This is a genomic window from Reyranella sp. (assembly GCF_044224635.1).
In the GTDB taxonomy this organism is placed as follows: Bacteria; Pseudomonadota; Alphaproteobacteria; order Reyranellales; family Reyranellaceae; genus Reyranella.
Window position 1 is genome coordinate 1 of the sequence record NZ_JBGAKA010000036.1, and the last position, 15,579, is coordinate 15,579.

Below are 15,579 nucleotides of genomic sequence, written 5' to 3' on the forward strand. Positions count from 1 at the left end.
GCCGAGGATGGGATGGTCGAGCAGATGGCGGCCGACCGGGCGGTCGGCGACGACGGCGATGCCGAGCTCGCCCAGCCAGGCGGCGGGTCCAATGCCGGTGCGCTGCAGGATCGCCGGCGAATGGATGGCGCCGGCCGACAGGATGACCTCGCGGCGCGCGCGCACGCTCCGGCGCTCGCCGCCCACGCTTACGTTGACGCCGCTCACATGCGCGCGATTGCCCTCGACCCGCAGTGTATCGACGACGGCCTGGCCGACCACGGTCAGGTTCGGCCGCCCGCGTGCCGGCTCGAGATAGGCGTCGTTGGTCGAGATGCGCAGGCCTTGCCGGCTGTTGATGGCGTAGGGGCCGACCCCGCTGCCTTCCGGCGCGTTGTGATCGGCGCACCAGCCGTAGCCCAGGGCCAGGGCCGCCTTCATCAGTGCCCGATCGACGTGGCCCCACGCCTCGACCGGCGCGCGATAGACCGGGATCGGCCCAGCGCTGCCGTGATAGGGGGCGTCGCCGAAATCGACGTCGCTTTCGAGCTTGCGGAAATAGGGCAGCACGTCCTGCCAGCCCCAGCCGGTGCAGCCGGCGGCGGCCCAGTCCGCGAAATCGTCGGGCACGCCGCGGATGGCGATCTGGCCGTTGATGCTCGAGCTGCCGCCGATCGCCCGTCCGCGCCACAGCAGCTTGGGCTCCTGGCGTTCGGTGCGCCGTGCCAGGAGCTTGGGCCAACGGTAATTGTCGTCGGCGATGGCGCGCAGCGGATTGGGGATGCGCAGATGGTGCGGCGTCTCGGCGGTGCGGAAATCGAAGCCGGCCTCGAGCAGCAGGACGCGCACGGCGGGGTCTTCGCTGAGACGCGCCGCCAGAACGGCGCCCGCCGAGCCGCCGCCGATGATGATGTAGTCGTACTCGTCGTCCATGATCGCCTTGTCGCCGTCCTGTTGAGGGTGAGCGCGGCAGAATAAGGTCATCGGCGCCCGAGTCATCCGCTTCCGCTGCCCGGCGGGCGGAAATCTGGACTACAGTGTCGCCCACGTCTTCGTCGGAGGGGGAATCGGATGCTGGCCGAACCTGGGCATTACGACTACGCGCCGTACAGCGGCCGTCCGCGCATCGTCTGGCCGGGCGGAGCGCGCATCGCGGTCTGGCTCGCGCCCAACATCGAGCATTACGAGCTCGAGCCGCCCGACAATCCGCGCAAGACGCCGTGGCCGCGGCCGGTGCCCGATATCCTGAACTACTCGCACCGCGACTACGGCAACCGCACCGGCTTCTGGCGCATGGCCGAGGTGATGGAAAGGCACGGCGTGCGCGGCAGCGTGTCGCTGAATGTCGCCGTCTGCGATCATTATCCCGAGATCATCGAGCGCTGCTGCGCGCTCGGCTGGGAGCTGTTCAGCCACGGCACCTACAACACGCGCTACTTCTACGATCTGACCGAGGACCAGCAGCGTGCGGTGATCGCCGACAGCCGCGAGACCATCCGGAAATACAGCGGCCAGTCGCTCGACGGCTGGCTGACGCCCGCCATCACCAACGACGAGACCACGCAGCACGTGCTGGCCGAGGAGGGCATCAAGTACACGCTCGACATGGTCCACGACGACCAGCCGATGCCGGTCAAGGTGCGCAACGGCCGGCTGATCAGCGTGCCCTATTCGCTCGAGGTCAACGACGTGCCGCTGTTCCAGAACCGCAACACGCCGGTCGAGCGCTACACCGCGATGGTCGAGGCGCAGTTCGACCAGCTCTATGCCGAGGGCGCGGAGAACGGCACGGTGATGTGCCTGCCGCTGCATCCCTTCCTGATCGGCCAGCCGCAGCGCATCGCAGCCCTCGACGCGGCGCTGGCCCACATCGTGGCGCACGACGGCGTGTGGCTGGCCACGGGGCGCGAGATCGCCGCCTGGTACACCGAGCATTATTACGACGCGGTGTCGGCCTGGCTGGCCGCGGGCACGCCGGGAGGCCGGCGATGAGCGGCCCCGGCATCCCAAACTACCTCGATTACAAGTGGCGGCGGCGCGGGCTCGACCACGATCGTTTCCCGCATCGCAACCTGCCGCAAGCGAAGCCGGTGGTGTGGCCGGGCAAGGCGCGGGTGGCGCTGTGGGTCGCCGTCCATGTCGGGCACTTCCCCATGGACATGCCGCGCACGCCGTTCGTGGCGCCGGGCGGCGTCGACCGGCCCTATCCGAGCTATTGGGATTATACCCAGCGCGACTACGGCAACCGGGTCGGCATCTATCGCCTGATGCGCGCGCTCGATGCGCGCGGGCTTCGCGCGACGGCGCTGCTGAACAGCGCGGTCGCCACGCGCTACCCGGCGCTGGCGAAGGAGATCGCGGCCAGCCGATGGGAGGTCGCCGCGGCCGGCGTCGACATGGGCAAGCTGCATCACGGCGGGCTCGCCGAGGCCGCGGAGCGGGCGCTGGTCGAGCAGGCGGTGGGCGATCTGCGCGGCGTCTTCGGCTCGACGATTCGCGGCTGGCATTCGCCGGCCCATTCGGAATCGATGCGCACGCTCGATCTCGTGGCTGGGGCCGGCCTCGATTACGTCGCCGACTGGATCAACGACGACATGCCCTATCCGGTGACGACGTCGGCAGGAGCTCTGACGGCAATGCCGCTCGCCTGGGACCTGTCCGATCAGCGCCTGCTGTTCCAGCAGCACATGGACACGGCCGAGTTCGTCGAGCAGGTGCTGCGCGCCTTCGCGACGCTCTACGCCGAGGCCGGCCGCACCGGCGGCGGCCGCATCCTCGGCCTCACCATCACGCCCTGGCTGATGGGCCAGCCGCACCGCATCCGCGCCCTGGGCACGCTGCTCGACCGCCTCCTAGCCCACGCCGGCGTCTGGCCGGCGACCGGCGCGGAGATCGTCGATGCGTGGCGGGCTTGAGGGATGCTTCGAGTCCCGACGTCGGACTCCCTCCCCCGTCATCGGGGGAGGTGCCCCCGATAGGGGGCGGAGGGGGAGAGCCTCAGTCGAGATTCCTATGAGTCCGACGTCGGGTTCATGAAAAATCGCGACTGAGGCCTTCCCCCTCCGGCCCTCCTCCCCCGTAAGACGGGGGAGGTGAATGAAATCAGTACCCCTTGAACACCGGCGCGCGCTTCTCGACGAAGGCGCGTGCGGCTTCCTTGTGGTCCTCGGTTTCACCGGTGCGGATCATGCGCGCAGCTTCCGAATCGAGCGCCTCGGAGAGCGTACCCTCTTCCGCGATCTTCATGTTCTTCTTGACGTGCCACCACGCCACGCGCGGGCCCGCCGCGAGCTTCTTCGCGAACGCCATGGTCTCGCTCTCGAGGTTGGCGTCGTCGACCACGCGATTGGCGAGGCCGAGCTTCTCGATCTGCTCGGCATTCAGGATCTCGGCGGTGAAGTAGAGCTCGCGCGCCTTGGCCGTGCCGACCAGCTTGTGCAGGAAATAGTGCGAGCCGAAATCGCCCGAGAAGCCCACCTTGGCAAACGCCGTGGTCATGCGCGCGCTTTTGCCGACGAAGCGCATGTCGGCGGCCAGCGCCAGCGACAGGCCGGCGCCCGCCGCGACGCCGTTCACCATGGCGATGGTGGGCTTGCCCATCTCATGCAGCAGCTCGGAGACCTGCATGCGCATACGGATGTCGTGGACCTTGTCCTCGTAGGTCTTTTCCTGGTCGCGTCCTGCCGCCATCGACTTCACGTCGCCGCCGGCACAGAACGCCTTGTCGCCGGCGCCGCGCACCACGACGCAGCCGATGTCGCGCGAACCCGCCGCCTCGGTGAGCGCATCCTGCAGACCCGACATCATGTCGCGCGACAGGGCGTTCATCGCCTCGGGCCGGTTGAAGACGATCTTCATCACGCCCTCTTCGACGGATTTCAGCAGGTGAGACATCGGGTTCCTCCGGTATTGCGAAAGCCTTGGCTGGCGGCGAATGTTTCGTAAAGCGCGCAGTCGCGCAACGGTATTCCGCCTCGCTGAGCGGAACCCTTTCAGGAGGATATGCGGCGCCATGGCATACGAAACCTTGCTCGCCGAGCTGGTCGACGGCGTGATGACCGTGACGCTCAACCGACCCGACAAGCTCAACGCCTTCAATACGGTGATGAGCCGCGAGCTGATCGATTTCTTCCAGCGCGTGAACGGGATGGACGATGTCCGCGCCATCGTCGTCACCGGCGCCGGCCGCGCCTTCTGCGCCGGCGCGGACATCTCGGGCGGCAGCGGCGCCTTCCAGGTGTGGAACGACGGCAAGGCGCCGCAGAAGCGCGACGCCCGCGACTCGATCACGCTTGCCATCTTCAACTGCCTGAAGCCGATCGTGGCGGCGATCAACGGCGCCGCCGTCGGCGTCGGCATCACCATGTGCCTGCCGATGGACATCCGCCTGATGTCGAGCACGGCGCGCATCGGCTTCGTCTTCAACAAGCGTGGCATGGCCATGGAAGCCGGTTCGTGCTGGTTCCTGCCCCGGCTGGTCGGCATGCAGCGGGCGCAGGAATGGGTGATGACCGCCGAGCTGTTCGGCGCCGAGGAAGCGCTGACGGGCGGCCTGGTGCGCTCCGTCCACGCGCCCGAGGACCTCGTGCCGGCGGCGCAGGCCCTGGCCCGCAAGTTCGCCGCCAGCACCTCGTCGGCCGTCGCCGCGGCGGTCAACCGGCGCCTGATGTGGAGCATGCTGGGCGCCCAGGATCCGCTCGATGCGGTAACGCTCGATTTGCAATGCGTCGGCTATCTCGCCGCCGGCGCCGACGCCCAGGAAGGCATAAAATCGTTCTTCGAGAAGCGGCCGCCGGATTTTCCCCTGAAACCCAGCAAGGACATGCCGCCTTTCGGTCCGTGGGTGAAATAGCGGCTTGGAAGGCGCCGCCGGCGGGCGTCTAATGGCGGCATCGCCGAAGGTTGCCGCTGGAGATCGCCGCCATGCCGCCTGACTCAGTCACCGCCGCGAATACACGTCCCGAGCCTGCCTACGCCGCGTTGGAAGAGCGCGTCATGGCGCGCGACCAGAAGGGTGCGAGCGAGGTCTATTACGGGCTGGTGCGCGAGGGCCGACCCCTGACCGAGATGCTGCGCGAAGCGGTGCGCATCCACGGGCCCTACACCCACGTGCCCTATCACGAGCGGATGGACGATGGGTACGTCAACTTCGTCAACAATGACCATTGCCTGCTGAGCGCGCGCACCAGCCTGCACCTCTCGCGCATGCTGCCGGGCGGCGCGTCGGGCCTGCCGATGGCGCAGACCATCTGGTACATCCCGACCGGCCTCGACATCTGGAACCAGAAGATCGCCAAGGCGCCCGGCCATTACGCGCGCGGCTTCCAGATGCCCGACGGTCCGCCGCCGGTGCCGGTCGTGCACTGGCCCGACCAGCCGCCGCTCGCGCTGGACGGCCCGCTCAGCAAGCGTCTCGGGCAGTGGATGACGCTGGTCCATCGCGGCCAGGTGATCGAGGCCTATCGCGTCTTCCTCGGCCTGATGCAGAACCCGGCCGAACGGCGGGCCGCGCTGGCCGAGCTTTGCTTCGCCGGGCTGATCGACGTGCAGGACCGCTCCTTCCACAACAGGTCGTACACCACCGGCCACAAATCGTTCCGCGCCCGCGCCACCGTCGAGCTCGGCGACGCGATCGGCTGGGACATGGCGCACGACGTGCTCTATGCCGGCGCGCTCGACATCGCGGTCGGCCCGCGCTGGTACTCGCTCTACGAGTCGGCCAGCAACGCGATCATGATCTACCTCGAGGGCCAGACCTTGCACGCCGTGCCCTACAGCGGCACGACCGAGCAGGAGCGCGCCATCCTTGCCAACAACAAGGCCCCGCTCGATGCCGCCGAGACCGAGGCGCTGATCGAGGTCATTCTGCGTGAGCCCGAGCCGGCGTTCGCCGTGCATCTCACGGCGCTGCTGAAGGCCGGCAAGAGCCCGCGCGCGATCATGGATGCGATCCAGGTCGGCGCGGCACAGGTCGTCATCGAGACGCACGACGAGCTGAACTTCTCCCTGCCCCAGCATTGCTACGAGTACTGCAACACGCTGGGTTGGTTCTGGGACACCTTCGATCATCCGCAGCGGCTGAAGCTGCTCTACTTGGCGGCCACCTATCTCAACCAGGCCGCCTGGCATCAGAAGCTGACCGGCGATCTCACGCAGCCGCGCCTCGAGCTGCCTGCCAACGCGGCCGCCTTGAGCGCCGACGAGCTGGCCAGCCGGGTCGAGGCCGCCTGCATCGCCCTCGATGCGCCCAAGGCGCTGGGCTGGGTGGAAACCTGTCTCGAGAGCGGCCACGACACGGCGCCGCTGGTGCGCGCGCTGGCCTACGCCTGCTCGCGCCTCGGCAACGACCCGCACAACCAGGAGATCGCGTTGTGCATGCTGGAGGACTACGGCAAGAACCGGAACCCCCATCGCGGCCGCCTCCTGCTCGCCGCGGCACAACACACGGCGCGACATCGCAAATATGGCGATGCGCTGGACTGCAGCCGGCGCTTCGGCAAGGCGCTGGGCGTCGCCGAGCTGGCCTGAAGAGGCCGCGACTAGCACAAGAAAGTCTGCGCCGGGAATGCGCCTTCTCATTTTCCCTCCCCAGCTTTGCTGGGGAGGTGTCGCGTCATACGCGACGGAGGGGTCAAGGGCACAGGAGAGGTTGCTCATGACCTCTCCGTCCGCGACTACGCGGACACCTCCCCAGCAAAGCTGAAGAGGAGAATGAGATGAGCGCCATGTCGGCGGAGGTTACTCCGCCTTAAGCGGCACGCTCCCGGCGATCGCCGTTGACAACCCCGTCCATACAGCCAACTCTCCCATCGTTGCAGTAGGGCGCATCGGCTGAGGCCGAAGGGGCTATGCCCACCTACCTCACACAACCAACGATGCGCCCATGCCGAACCTCGAGAATCTCAAGAAGCAAGCCAAGCTCTACGTGCGCTGGCATCGCGACCGCTACTATCCGGTGGCGGCCCAGATCCGCACCATGCTCTCCCGCTACAAGGGCCTGACCGACCGGCAGGTCCTGGAGGCCGAGTTCAAGCTTAGCGACGCCCAGGAACTGGTCGCCCGTCAATCTGGCTTCGACAGCTGGCAGGCGCTCCGGGACGGCGTCCAGGCCATGCCCGACACCGTCAAGCCCGAGAGCGTGGCACCGCTCCTGACCGAGGTCGAAGCCGAGCTCTATGTCGCCGACATCAAGGCCTCGAGCGACTACTTCACCACGAAGCTCGGCTTCACGGTGGTCTTCACCTACGGCGAGCCGCCGTTCTATGGCCAGGTCAGACGCGACAATGCACGCCTCAACCTGCGCATGATCTGCGAGCCGATTTTCGTCGGCGACATCCGCGACCGCGAGCAGCTACTCGCCGCCTCGATGACGGTCGACAGCGCCGCCGAGATCCGCGAGCTTTTCGTCCAGTACCAGGCCGCCGGCGTCGACTTCCTGCAAACCTTGAAGCAGGAGCCATGGGGCGCCCGGACCTTCATCGTCCGCGACCCCGACGGCAATCTTCTGCTGTTTGCCGGGCCGGCGACCTAGAGCGTGATCGGTTCATGCGGAAGCGGGTGAGCATTCGAGAAATATCACGTTCAAGCTCTTCCGGACCGCGTCGCGCTCGCTCATGAATCTGAGCGAGTCCGACGCGGTAAACCGCGTCGCTGCGGTCCGGAAGAGCATGATCAATATAAGAAAATGCCGCTCTAGTTCGACTGCCTCATGGCACTGATGTGCGTATCGGACGTTGCAGCAAGAGCGGTCGCCGCCCGCCGAGGAGGTCATCATGCTCAAGGGTCATTGCTGCTGCCGCGCCGTCCGCTACGAGGTCGATGGCACCCCCTACCATTCGACGGGTTGCCATTGCTCGATCTGCCGGCGTGCCAGCGCCGCGCCATTCGTTGCGTGGTTCACGGTTCCTCCGGCATCGTTCCGGCTCGTGGCGGGTGAACTGACCAGCTTCAAGTCGTCGGAGCATGCGACCCGCACATTCTGCACCAGATGCGGCACGCCCATCACCTTCCAATCGACGCACTATCCGGACGAAATCGACATCACCACAGGCTCCCTGACGACCCCGAGCAGGTGCCGCCCGAGACTCACATCTACGCCGCCTCGGGTCTCAGCTGGGTAAAGCTCGCCGATGGCCTGCCGGTCTATCCGGGCAAGCGTCCGGGGGAGGGTTAGTCCGGTCGGAGGGCGAGCACCGCAGCTCGCAGCAGCGCGAAGGTCTCGACGGTGGCATCGATGTCTTCATGCTGGCGCCACGCGCTCTGGATGGCAGCGACCAGCTGCGCGGTCGGATGGACGTAGATGTACTGGCCGAAGGATCCGATCGCCGAGAAGGCGCCGGCGTGGATGCCGGTCGGCAGGTGCGGCAGCGCCCACCATTGGTAGCCGTATCCCCACGGGGAGGCAGGCATCAGCCGGCCGAAGCCCGTGGGCGCGCTGTCGGGCTGGCCGGCGAGGTCGCGCCAGCCGGGTGGCAGAATCCGTCGGCCATTGAACGCTTCGCCGTTCTCCAGCACGAACTGGCCGAATCGGCCGACGTCGCGCAGGCGCGCACTGACGCCGAACCCGCCCATCTCGAGGCCGTCCTCGGACTCGAGGAGCCAGCGCCCGTCGGCCTCCATGCCGGCAGGCCCCCAGATCGTCTCGGCGCAGTAGTCGGCCAGCGGCCGGCCCGTGGCAGCCGCGACTAGCGCGCCAAGCAGGCAGCTCTCGCCGGTCGAATAATTGAAGACGACACCCTGCGGATGAGCGCGCGGCAGACTGCACACGAGGTCCAGGACGGCGCCTGGCCGCCGGCTCGCCAGGGCCCGGGTCAGGCCTCCGGCGTCGGCGCGTCCTTCGTCTTCCTCGCTCCAGGCCACGCCCGAGCACATCCGCATGACATTGCGGATGGTGACGCCCTCATAGACCGAGCCGCGCAGCCGCGGCAGGTAGAGGTCGCAGCGATCGTCCAGGCTGGCGATGGCGCCGTCGTGGAGCGCGGCGCCACAGAGCGTCGAGGTCACGGACTTGGCGGTCGAGAAGCTTGTCCAAAGGATCTCCGGGCCGCCGCGCTTTCCGTAGCGCTCCAGGGCGATGTCGCCGTCCTTCAGGATCAGGAGCCCGGCCGTGCGGCGGCGGGTCATGTAGTCGCTCACACTGACGCGGACGTCGCCCACGTCGAAGGTCAGGTCCGCGAGCGAACGGGCGTGCGGCGCGAGCGGCCGCACCACGCCGCCACGCCGGATGACGCGGTGCGGCCAGTCTTGCTCACGCATCCGCTACCTGCTCGCTTCGCGCTCGATCGCAATCCGCAGTGGCATCAGATGATCCTGCACCGTCTTCCAGACGCGCCGAGCTGTCACGTCTTCGTATTTGTGACGGTAGACGTTGCCCGCCGCCGCCATCTCTCGCCATTCGATGCTTGGGTGCCGCGCCTTGAGCTCGTCGGACAACCGACGGGAGGCTTCGGATATGATTTCCAGACAGCACACGATCGCGTAGAGGGCCTTCTCGTCGGCCTGCAGAGTCTCGAAAGTATGACCTTGCGCGAACTGCTCGGCGAGCTTGATGTTACGGAGGATCTCGCGGAGCGCGCCGCTTTCCTTCTCAGAAGGCATACACGGTATCGCGCACAGCGGGAGCGCGCAGGTCAGGCTTCAGCGCATCGCGGTCGATCACATCGACCGGCCCCTCAAAGAGTCCTGCAACATATTCCTTGAGCCGCACGTAGTCGTAGATCGAGCCTTCTTGGCCTGGCTCGAACTCCACCAGAATGTCGATATCGCTATCGGGCCGCTCCTCGCCTCGCGCGATCGACCCGAACAGCGCCGCATGGCGGATCCCACGCTTGCGCAGTTCCGTTTCGGCCGCCTTCAATGTGGCGATAATCTGATCGCGCTTCATAAGGCTTATTCTACGCCGATCGACGTGTCGTTTCCATGTACCATGCAAGACATTGATTCGCCCGTTCTCCTACGGTGCCATCCAAGATCGCCAATCAGTGCTTGATTGGCTCCACTTCGCGGGAAGTGCGACAGATCGATCAGCGTCAGTCACCCTAACCGACGACCTTCTCGTGCCTGCCATGGATCACCAAGGCTTCGCCATCTCTCAGTGTTCGATAGGGGATGCCGGATTCTTCGTAGAAGGCGATCTCGCGATCGACCGACGCAGACTCCGGATGATCCGACTTGAAGTGGACGGCGATGGCAAACGGCACGAAGCCCAGGCCTTCCCACACGATCTCGGGATCGTAGCCGACGGGAACCTCGTGCGGATTGTCGGTCAGCTCCAGGCCCTTGAGGCTCGTGAAAGACATCACGGCCGCGGCGCTGAACCCGGCGTAGACGATCGCGTCCCGCTCGACGGCGTCTCTCACGAGCACATCGAAGCCACTTTGCTTCATGGCCCGGCGAAGAATGAAGGAATTGCCACCATTGATCCAGACAAGGTCGACTTCACTCACCACCTGCTGCAGCTGCGCGGCCGCTCCGAAGTGATTCCGTAGATCGAGCTCGACGACGCTGAAACCCAGTCCGACGAGCTTGCTCGTTTGACGCTCCAGCCAACCGGCGCGTGCCTGCGGCCGATGGTCGAGCGCATTCAGAATGATCGCGGCACGGCGCGCCGTGCCGGCCAGCGCCACGAGCTCGTCGGGGTTGTTCCCGACATCGAAAGACGAAAGATAGAGCCGCATCGGCCGGTCGTAGCAACTCAACCCGTGGCGCGAAAGGCTCTGTTCCCTCCAGCCAGTCGTTCGGCGGCGGGAGCCTGGCGTCCGTGCGGGCGCGACTCGGGCAACGTCGACGCAGCCGACCGGTCCGGGCCCAACATGGACACCAGGCCCCGGGCGATCGCCATCGGCGACTTGCCGCCCGGACGGTACCACGTCGCCGTCCCGTTCAACGCCCCCAACAGATGCAGGCGCCACAGGGTCCGGTCCGTCTCCGCCGCCAAGGGCAGAGCGTCCACGAGCTCGATGAAGCGGCGTTCGTATCGGTCGCGCAGGACGACCAGGCGCCGGCGCAGCCGCGCATCGAGGCGTCGCAGCTCCGCGGTCATCACGGCGGCGTGGGCCGCGTCGGCCAGCAAGGTCTCGAGATGGGCGATGCAGGCCGCCTCCAGTCGCTCCCACGGGTCCTGCCTGCCCGTCATCGCGCGGTCGACGGCGGCGTCGATCTCGGCCACGCCGGCCTGGTACACGGCGGCGATCAGGTCGTTCTTGGACGGGAAGTGATAGTACATCGAGCCGGCCAGCATGCCGGCCTGCTTGGCGATGTCGCGCATCGACGTGGCCTCGAAGCCGCCCCTGGCGAACAGGCGGGCCGAGACGGAGAGCAGCTTTTCGCGCGACATGGGCACCAGCCTACCACCAAACACTTGTTTGGTCAGCGGCCGGGCGCTAGCCTTGGCGCCATGGCTTACGTGTTCGATCTCGGCAATCCCGCCACCAATGCCAACCCGTTCCCCGAGTTCGCCCGCCTGCGCGCCGAGGACCCGGTGCACTGGTCGCCCGCCATGAAGGCCTGGATCGTGACGCGCTACGCCGACGTGCGACAGGTCGCGCTCAACAATCGCGAGATCTCGGCCGACCGGCTGACCCCCTTCTTCAAGTCGAATCCCGACTATCGCAACGGCTCGCTCGACAGCCTGGTGCGCTATCTCAATCACTGGATGGTGTTCCGCGACCCACCCGATCACACGCGGCTGCGGCGGCTGTTCAACAAGGCCTTCACGCCGACCGCGGTCGCCAACCTGCGGCCGAACATCGAGGACATCGTCGCCCACCTGATCGACGGCATGCTGGCCAAGGCGCGCCGCGGCGATCCGGTGGATTTCATCGCCGACTTCGCCTATCCCCTGCCCGCCTCGGTGATCATGGACCTGCTGGGCGTGCCGCGCGCCGACCTCGAGCAGGTCAAGGTGTGGTCGGATGACATCGCCCTGTTCATCGGCACCGCCCAGGTCGCCGGCAACAAGTACCTGCGCGCCGAGGTCGGCGCCAAGGCGATGTCGGTCTACTTCCGCGGCCTGGTCGAGGACCGCACGCGCGAACCGCGCGCCGATACGATCAGCCAGCTGGTGCTGGCGCGCGACGATCGCGATGCGCTCAGCACCGACGAGATCATCGGCACCTGCATCCTGCTGCTGTTCGCCGGCCACGAGACGACGACCAACCTGATCGGCAACGGCTTCCTCTATTCGATGAGACATCGCGACCAGTGGGAGCGCCTGGTCGCCGCCCCGACGCTGGCGGCAAGCGCGGTCGAGGAGTATCTGCGCTACGACGGACCGTCAGGCGCGCTGGCCCGCGTCGCTGCCGCCGACCTCGAGATGGCCGGCAAGGCCATCCGCGAAGGCCAGCGCGTGTTCGCCTTCATGAACTCGGCCAACCGCGATCCCGAGGCCTTCGACGACCCCAATCGCTTCGACATCGGCCGCGCCCAGAACCCGCACGTGACGTTCGGCCACGGCATCCATTTCTGCCTTGGTGCCCCGCTCGCCCGCCTGGAAGCCGAGATCGCCGCAATCCGGCTCAGCGAGCGCCTGCCTCGCATAACGCTGTGCCCGGGCGAGCCCGACTGGCACGACTCGCTGATCCTGCGCGGCGTGAAGAAGCTGCCGGTGATGCTGGCGGCGTGATCTTTTCTCCTCCCCAGCGAAGCTGAGGAGGAGAATGAAGAGCTGAGAAGGCCCTGCCCTGAACTAGCGCGGAAGCGGAGCCTGATGCTTGGCGGATCTGGCCGGTGACCTCGTCTCAGCGGCCGGGCCGGGACCGCGCATGTAGTGGCGCTCAGGGCGATAGTGCCTGTTCGGCAGCCATCCCAGCCAAGCGAGCAACCGTCCAAGCAAGCGCGACCCGACCCGGCGCACCGCCCGCTACTCCTTCTGCAGGATCGCCAGGGCCTGCTGGTAGGCTGCCTCGGCGCGAACCTTGAGCTCCCGCAGCGTGCAGCTGCCGATCGGATGCTGGACCTTGACGAACGGGTAGTCGGCGAGGCCGAGGACCCGGGCGATGTTCTTCACCGTCACCTCGAACGGCGTGGTGCAGATCACCACGGACCGCTTGCCGAGCTGCTCGAAGCTGATGCTGTCGTGCAAACTGCACGTTGAGCAGGAGCCTCAATCCCCCAAACCGGTGACCAGGAAATCGACCTCCTGCGCGAGGTTCACCAGGGTCGTGGCCGGGGCCGGCGCGCTGGCGTTCTTCTTCGAGGCGACCGTTCGCACGGTACAGCCGTGGCGCTCGACGAACAGGTTGGCCACCTCGCGCAGCATCTCGTCGGCATTGAGCTTGCCGTTCTCCAGGATGCCGATCCTGAGGCCGTCGAGCCTGTCGAGCGGCGGCGCGCGGAAGGCCCGGCGCTTGGGTGTCGTGGACTGCGGTGAGTAGAGCTGCATCGAACGGGTCTCCTGTTTTCTAGCTGCGTTTGCCGTCGGCCGGCAGGGCGACCGGGGCGTGCTGCAGGATCGAGGCACGGCCGCGGCTCCACGATGGAATGAAGCAGGAATGGCCGCCGGCATCGCCCCCGCCCATGGTGACCAGGATGTCGTCGGGCCGCAGGCCGCGATGCATGTATCCCGCTTCGGCGAGCGCATGGGCTGTCTCGCCATGCTGCGCGTCGTACTCGCGATCACGGAACTTGCCGGCGCTCTTCATGCCCTCGACGGGGCGCCGCGCCTGGGCGAAGAGAAAATCCTGCACGTTCTCGCGCGACCAGCCGGCATCGCTCACGACCTTCATATGCTCGGGCGCCAGGATGACGACGCTCTGGCCCAGGCTGATGCAGCCGTAGCTCGCCATTGCATCGGCTACCGAGAGCAACACCTGCTCGGGCGTATTGCCGCCATGGTTCTCGACATTGGCGAAGCCGCCGCCAGCGAACACCGTGACGCTCGACGTTCCCTTGGCATAGCCCTGGGCCTCGCTGAGCAGAGGCCACGGGTTGCCGCGCGACCGTTCGGCGATGCAGAAGCTGTACTTGCCCGGATTGCCCTGGGTCGACTTGTCGGAAATGCCGGGCAGCATCTGGAAGACGTTGCGCAGGACGAGGCGCACCGCGCGGCCAATCGTGCCGTTGGCGCGATTGCCCGGGCCGAACAGGTTGACGTCGGAATTCATGCCGATCGCATCGGCGTACGGCCCGCTGACGATGAGCAACGGCGCCGAACCGCCGGTGCTGGCGGTCGAGCCGTGGAAATTGAAGTCCGGGTGGTCCATCGCCTCGAAGGCCGCGACGACGACCGGGAAGTGCTCGGGCAGGCAGCCCGCCATCACGGCATTCACCGCGGCGGCATGCAGGGAGAGCTCGAGCCCGGTCGCGGGATGGCGGGCGATCACCGTCTCGGCAGGCCGCGCTTCGACCGCGAGCATCGTCTTCACGCGCTCGACGGCCGGCGGCACGACTGGCAGGCCGTCGGTCCAGCCCTGCTCGTAGCAATAGTCGATGGCGGCGAGGAGATCGTCGGGCGCTTCGTGAATGCGCGGTGCCGGTGATGCCATGTGTCGTGGCCCTTCCCTACTCGACCTTCGCGCCGACGCTCTGGACAAGCGTCTTCCACTTCACGAGCTCGCCGGGCAGCAGGGCGCCGAACTCGGAGCCGGGCAGGAAGTCGATCTCCTGGCCGCCACTCTCCAGCGCCTCGCGGAAAGCGGCATCCTTCAGCGCCTTGGTCAGGGCGGCGACGATGGTCTGCCCGACCTCGGGCGGGGTTCCCGCCGGTGCCACCAGGCCAAGCCATCCTTCCAGGCTGAACCCCTTGGGCAACGCCTCGAGCAGGGTCGGTGTGTCGGGCAGCAGCCGCGACCGCTTCGAGCCAGTCGTGGCAAGAGCGCGCAGCGCATTCTGCCGGACCTGGGACAGTGCGGTGTCGAAGGTCGGGAAACCGACCTGGACCTGATCGGCCAGCAGGGCGCGGACGGTCTCCGGGGCGCCTTTGTAGGGCACGTGCACGTAGTCGATGCCGGTCGCCTGCCGGAAGGCTTCCGCCGCCAGGTGGGCGGGGCTTCCCGAGCCGCCGGAGCCATAGAACAGCTTGCCGGGCTGCGCCTTGGCGAGTTCGACGAATTCGCCGACCGTCCTGGCCGGACTGGCGGCCGGCACCACCATCATGTGCCCGCCGCGCACCAGCAGGCAGATCGGCACGAAGTCTTTCACCGGGTCGTAGTTGACGCGGGCATAGAGGGCCGGATTGATGACATGGCTGTTGGCCATGATGAGCAGTGAGTAGCCGTCCGGTGCGGCCCGCGCCGCCGATTCGGCGCCGATATTGCCGGCCGCCCCGGGGCGGTTCTCGACCACGAATTGCTGGCCCAGCTCCTGGGTCAGGCGATGCGCCACCCGCCGGGCGGTCGTGTCGGGCGACCCGCCGGCCGTGAACGGAACGACGATGCGCACCGGCTTGTCGGGATACTGCGCCGCTGCCGGGCCGGCGTTCGCCAGCAGCAGCAGCAGGGCCAGGGCGGAAAGCAGGAATGTCCAGCGTGTCATGGCCTCACCAGAGTCGCTGGATATGTGCATCACGTTCGCCGGCCGCGGCACCCTCGATATCCGAATGGGCCATAGCCTGCAGGCATGGGGAAAGCATTCCTCTCCCGTAATCGGGGGAGGTGCCCCGTC

The 15,579-nt window shown here is 67.1% G+C and carries 17 protein-coding genes; 7 read left to right on the plus strand and 10 right to left on the minus strand.

From position 1 onward, the window contains the following. Nucleotides 1-912 (minus strand): GMC family oxidoreductase (locus ACILR9_RS26040; RefSeq protein WP_395712891.1); only part of this gene is annotated, 912 nt, incomplete at its 3' end. A gap of 138 nt (nucleotides 913-1,050) precedes the next feature. Between ACILR9_RS26040 and ACILR9_RS26045 the strand changes: the two genes are divergently transcribed. Then, nucleotides 1,051-1,971 carry a polysaccharide deacetylase family protein gene (locus ACILR9_RS26045; protein WP_395712892.1) on the plus strand — a complete coding sequence of 307 codons (921 nt, stop codon included), beginning with the start codon at nucleotides 1,051-1,053 and terminating at the stop codon, nucleotides 1,969-1,971. After that, nucleotides 1,968-2,894, plus strand: a complete 927-nt coding sequence (locus ACILR9_RS26050; protein WP_395712893.1) for a polysaccharide deacetylase family protein — start codon at nucleotides 1,968-1,970, stop codon at nucleotides 2,892-2,894. Before ACILR9_RS26045 ends, ACILR9_RS26050 begins: the two co-directional genes overlap by 4 nt. A 187-nt stretch (nucleotides 2,895-3,081) precedes the next feature. Here ACILR9_RS26050 and ACILR9_RS26055 read toward each other — a convergent pair whose 3' ends face one another. Continuing rightward, on the minus strand, nucleotides 3,082-3,873 hold the full coding sequence (locus ACILR9_RS26055; RefSeq protein WP_395712894.1) for an enoyl-CoA hydratase: 792 nt from the start codon (nucleotides 3,871-3,873) through the stop codon (nucleotides 3,082-3,084). Nucleotides 3,874-3,991: 118 nt separating this feature from the next. On the opposite strand from ACILR9_RS26055, the gene ACILR9_RS26060 reads away from it, so the two are divergent. From ACILR9_RS26060 to ACILR9_RS26075, 4 genes are all read left to right on the plus strand, one after another. Then, nucleotides 3,992-4,831 carry an enoyl-CoA hydratase-related protein gene (locus ACILR9_RS26060; RefSeq protein ID WP_395712895.1) on the plus strand — a complete coding sequence of 280 codons (840 nt, stop codon included), beginning with the start codon at nucleotides 3,992-3,994 and terminating at the stop codon, nucleotides 4,829-4,831. Between the two features lie 71 nt (nucleotides 4,832-4,902). Next, entirely contained in the window at nucleotides 4,903-6,507 is a 1,605-nt protein-coding gene (locus ACILR9_RS26065; RefSeq protein WP_395712896.1) for a hypothetical protein, read from the plus strand. Nucleotides 6,508-6,862: 355 nt separating this feature from the next. Next, nucleotides 6,863-7,510 (plus strand): VOC family protein, encoded by a 648-nt coding sequence (locus tag ACILR9_RS26070; protein WP_395712897.1) that lies wholly within the window; start codon nucleotides 6,863-6,865, stop codon nucleotides 7,508-7,510. Nucleotides 7,511-7,751: 241 nt separating this feature from the next. Continuing rightward, complete coding sequence (locus ACILR9_RS26075; protein WP_395712898.1) at nucleotides 7,752-8,099, plus strand: GFA family protein; 348 nt, start codon at nucleotides 7,752-7,754, stop codon at nucleotides 8,097-8,099. Nucleotides 8,100-8,148: 49 nt separating this feature from the next. On the opposite strand, the gene ACILR9_RS26080 is transcribed toward ACILR9_RS26075, so the two are convergent. From ACILR9_RS26080 to ACILR9_RS26100, 5 genes are all read right to left on the minus strand, one after another. Continuing rightward, nucleotides 8,149-9,234 (minus strand): serine hydrolase domain-containing protein, encoded by a 1,086-nt coding sequence (locus ACILR9_RS26080; RefSeq protein WP_395712899.1) that lies wholly within the window; start codon nucleotides 9,232-9,234, stop codon nucleotides 8,149-8,151. 3 nt (nucleotides 9,235-9,237) lie between these two features. Further along, nucleotides 9,238-9,576: a DUF86 domain-containing protein gene (locus ACILR9_RS26085; RefSeq protein WP_395712900.1), complete on the minus strand. Its 339-nt coding sequence runs from the start codon at nucleotides 9,574-9,576 to the stop codon at nucleotides 9,238-9,240. Then, nucleotides 9,566-9,862, minus strand: a complete 297-nt coding sequence (locus ACILR9_RS26090) for a nucleotidyltransferase family protein (RefSeq protein WP_395712901.1) — start codon at nucleotides 9,860-9,862, stop codon at nucleotides 9,566-9,568. Before ACILR9_RS26090 ends, ACILR9_RS26085 begins: the two co-directional genes overlap by 11 nt. Before the next feature lie 154 nt (nucleotides 9,863-10,016). Next, entirely contained in the window at nucleotides 10,017-10,655 is a 639-nt protein-coding gene (locus tag ACILR9_RS26095) for a Type 1 glutamine amidotransferase-like domain-containing protein (RefSeq protein WP_395712902.1), read from the minus strand. A 17-nt stretch (nucleotides 10,656-10,672) separates the two neighbouring features. Further along, nucleotides 10,673-11,314, minus strand: coding sequence for a TetR/AcrR family transcriptional regulator (locus ACILR9_RS26100; RefSeq protein ID WP_395712903.1), 642 nt, complete (start codon nucleotides 11,312-11,314; stop codon nucleotides 10,673-10,675). A gap of 60 nt (nucleotides 11,315-11,374) precedes the next feature. Between ACILR9_RS26100 and ACILR9_RS26105 the strand changes: the two genes are divergently transcribed. Next, nucleotides 11,375-12,601, plus strand: a complete 1,227-nt coding sequence (locus ACILR9_RS26105; RefSeq protein WP_395712904.1) for a cytochrome P450 — start codon at nucleotides 11,375-11,377, stop codon at nucleotides 12,599-12,601. 237 nt (nucleotides 12,602-12,838) lie between these two features. On the opposite strand, the gene ACILR9_RS26110 is transcribed toward ACILR9_RS26105, so the two are convergent. From ACILR9_RS26110 to ACILR9_RS26120, 3 genes are read right to left on the minus strand one after another with little or no spacing between them, the layout of a single operon-like run. Next, a complete protein-coding gene (locus ACILR9_RS26110) occupies nucleotides 12,839-13,360 on the minus strand; it encodes a UGSC family (seleno)protein (protein WP_395712905.1) in 522 nt (173 codons plus the stop codon). 19 nt (nucleotides 13,361-13,379) lie between these two features. Then, nucleotides 13,380-14,462: a hypothetical protein gene (locus ACILR9_RS26115; RefSeq protein WP_395712906.1), complete on the minus strand. Its 1,083-nt coding sequence runs from the start codon at nucleotides 14,460-14,462 to the stop codon at nucleotides 13,380-13,382. Between the two features lie 16 nt (nucleotides 14,463-14,478). Continuing rightward, complete coding sequence (locus ACILR9_RS26120; RefSeq protein ID WP_395712907.1) at nucleotides 14,479-15,450, minus strand: Bug family tripartite tricarboxylate transporter substrate binding protein; 972 nt, start codon at nucleotides 15,448-15,450, stop codon at nucleotides 14,479-14,481. Between the last annotated feature and the right edge of the window lie 129 nt (nucleotides 15,451-15,579).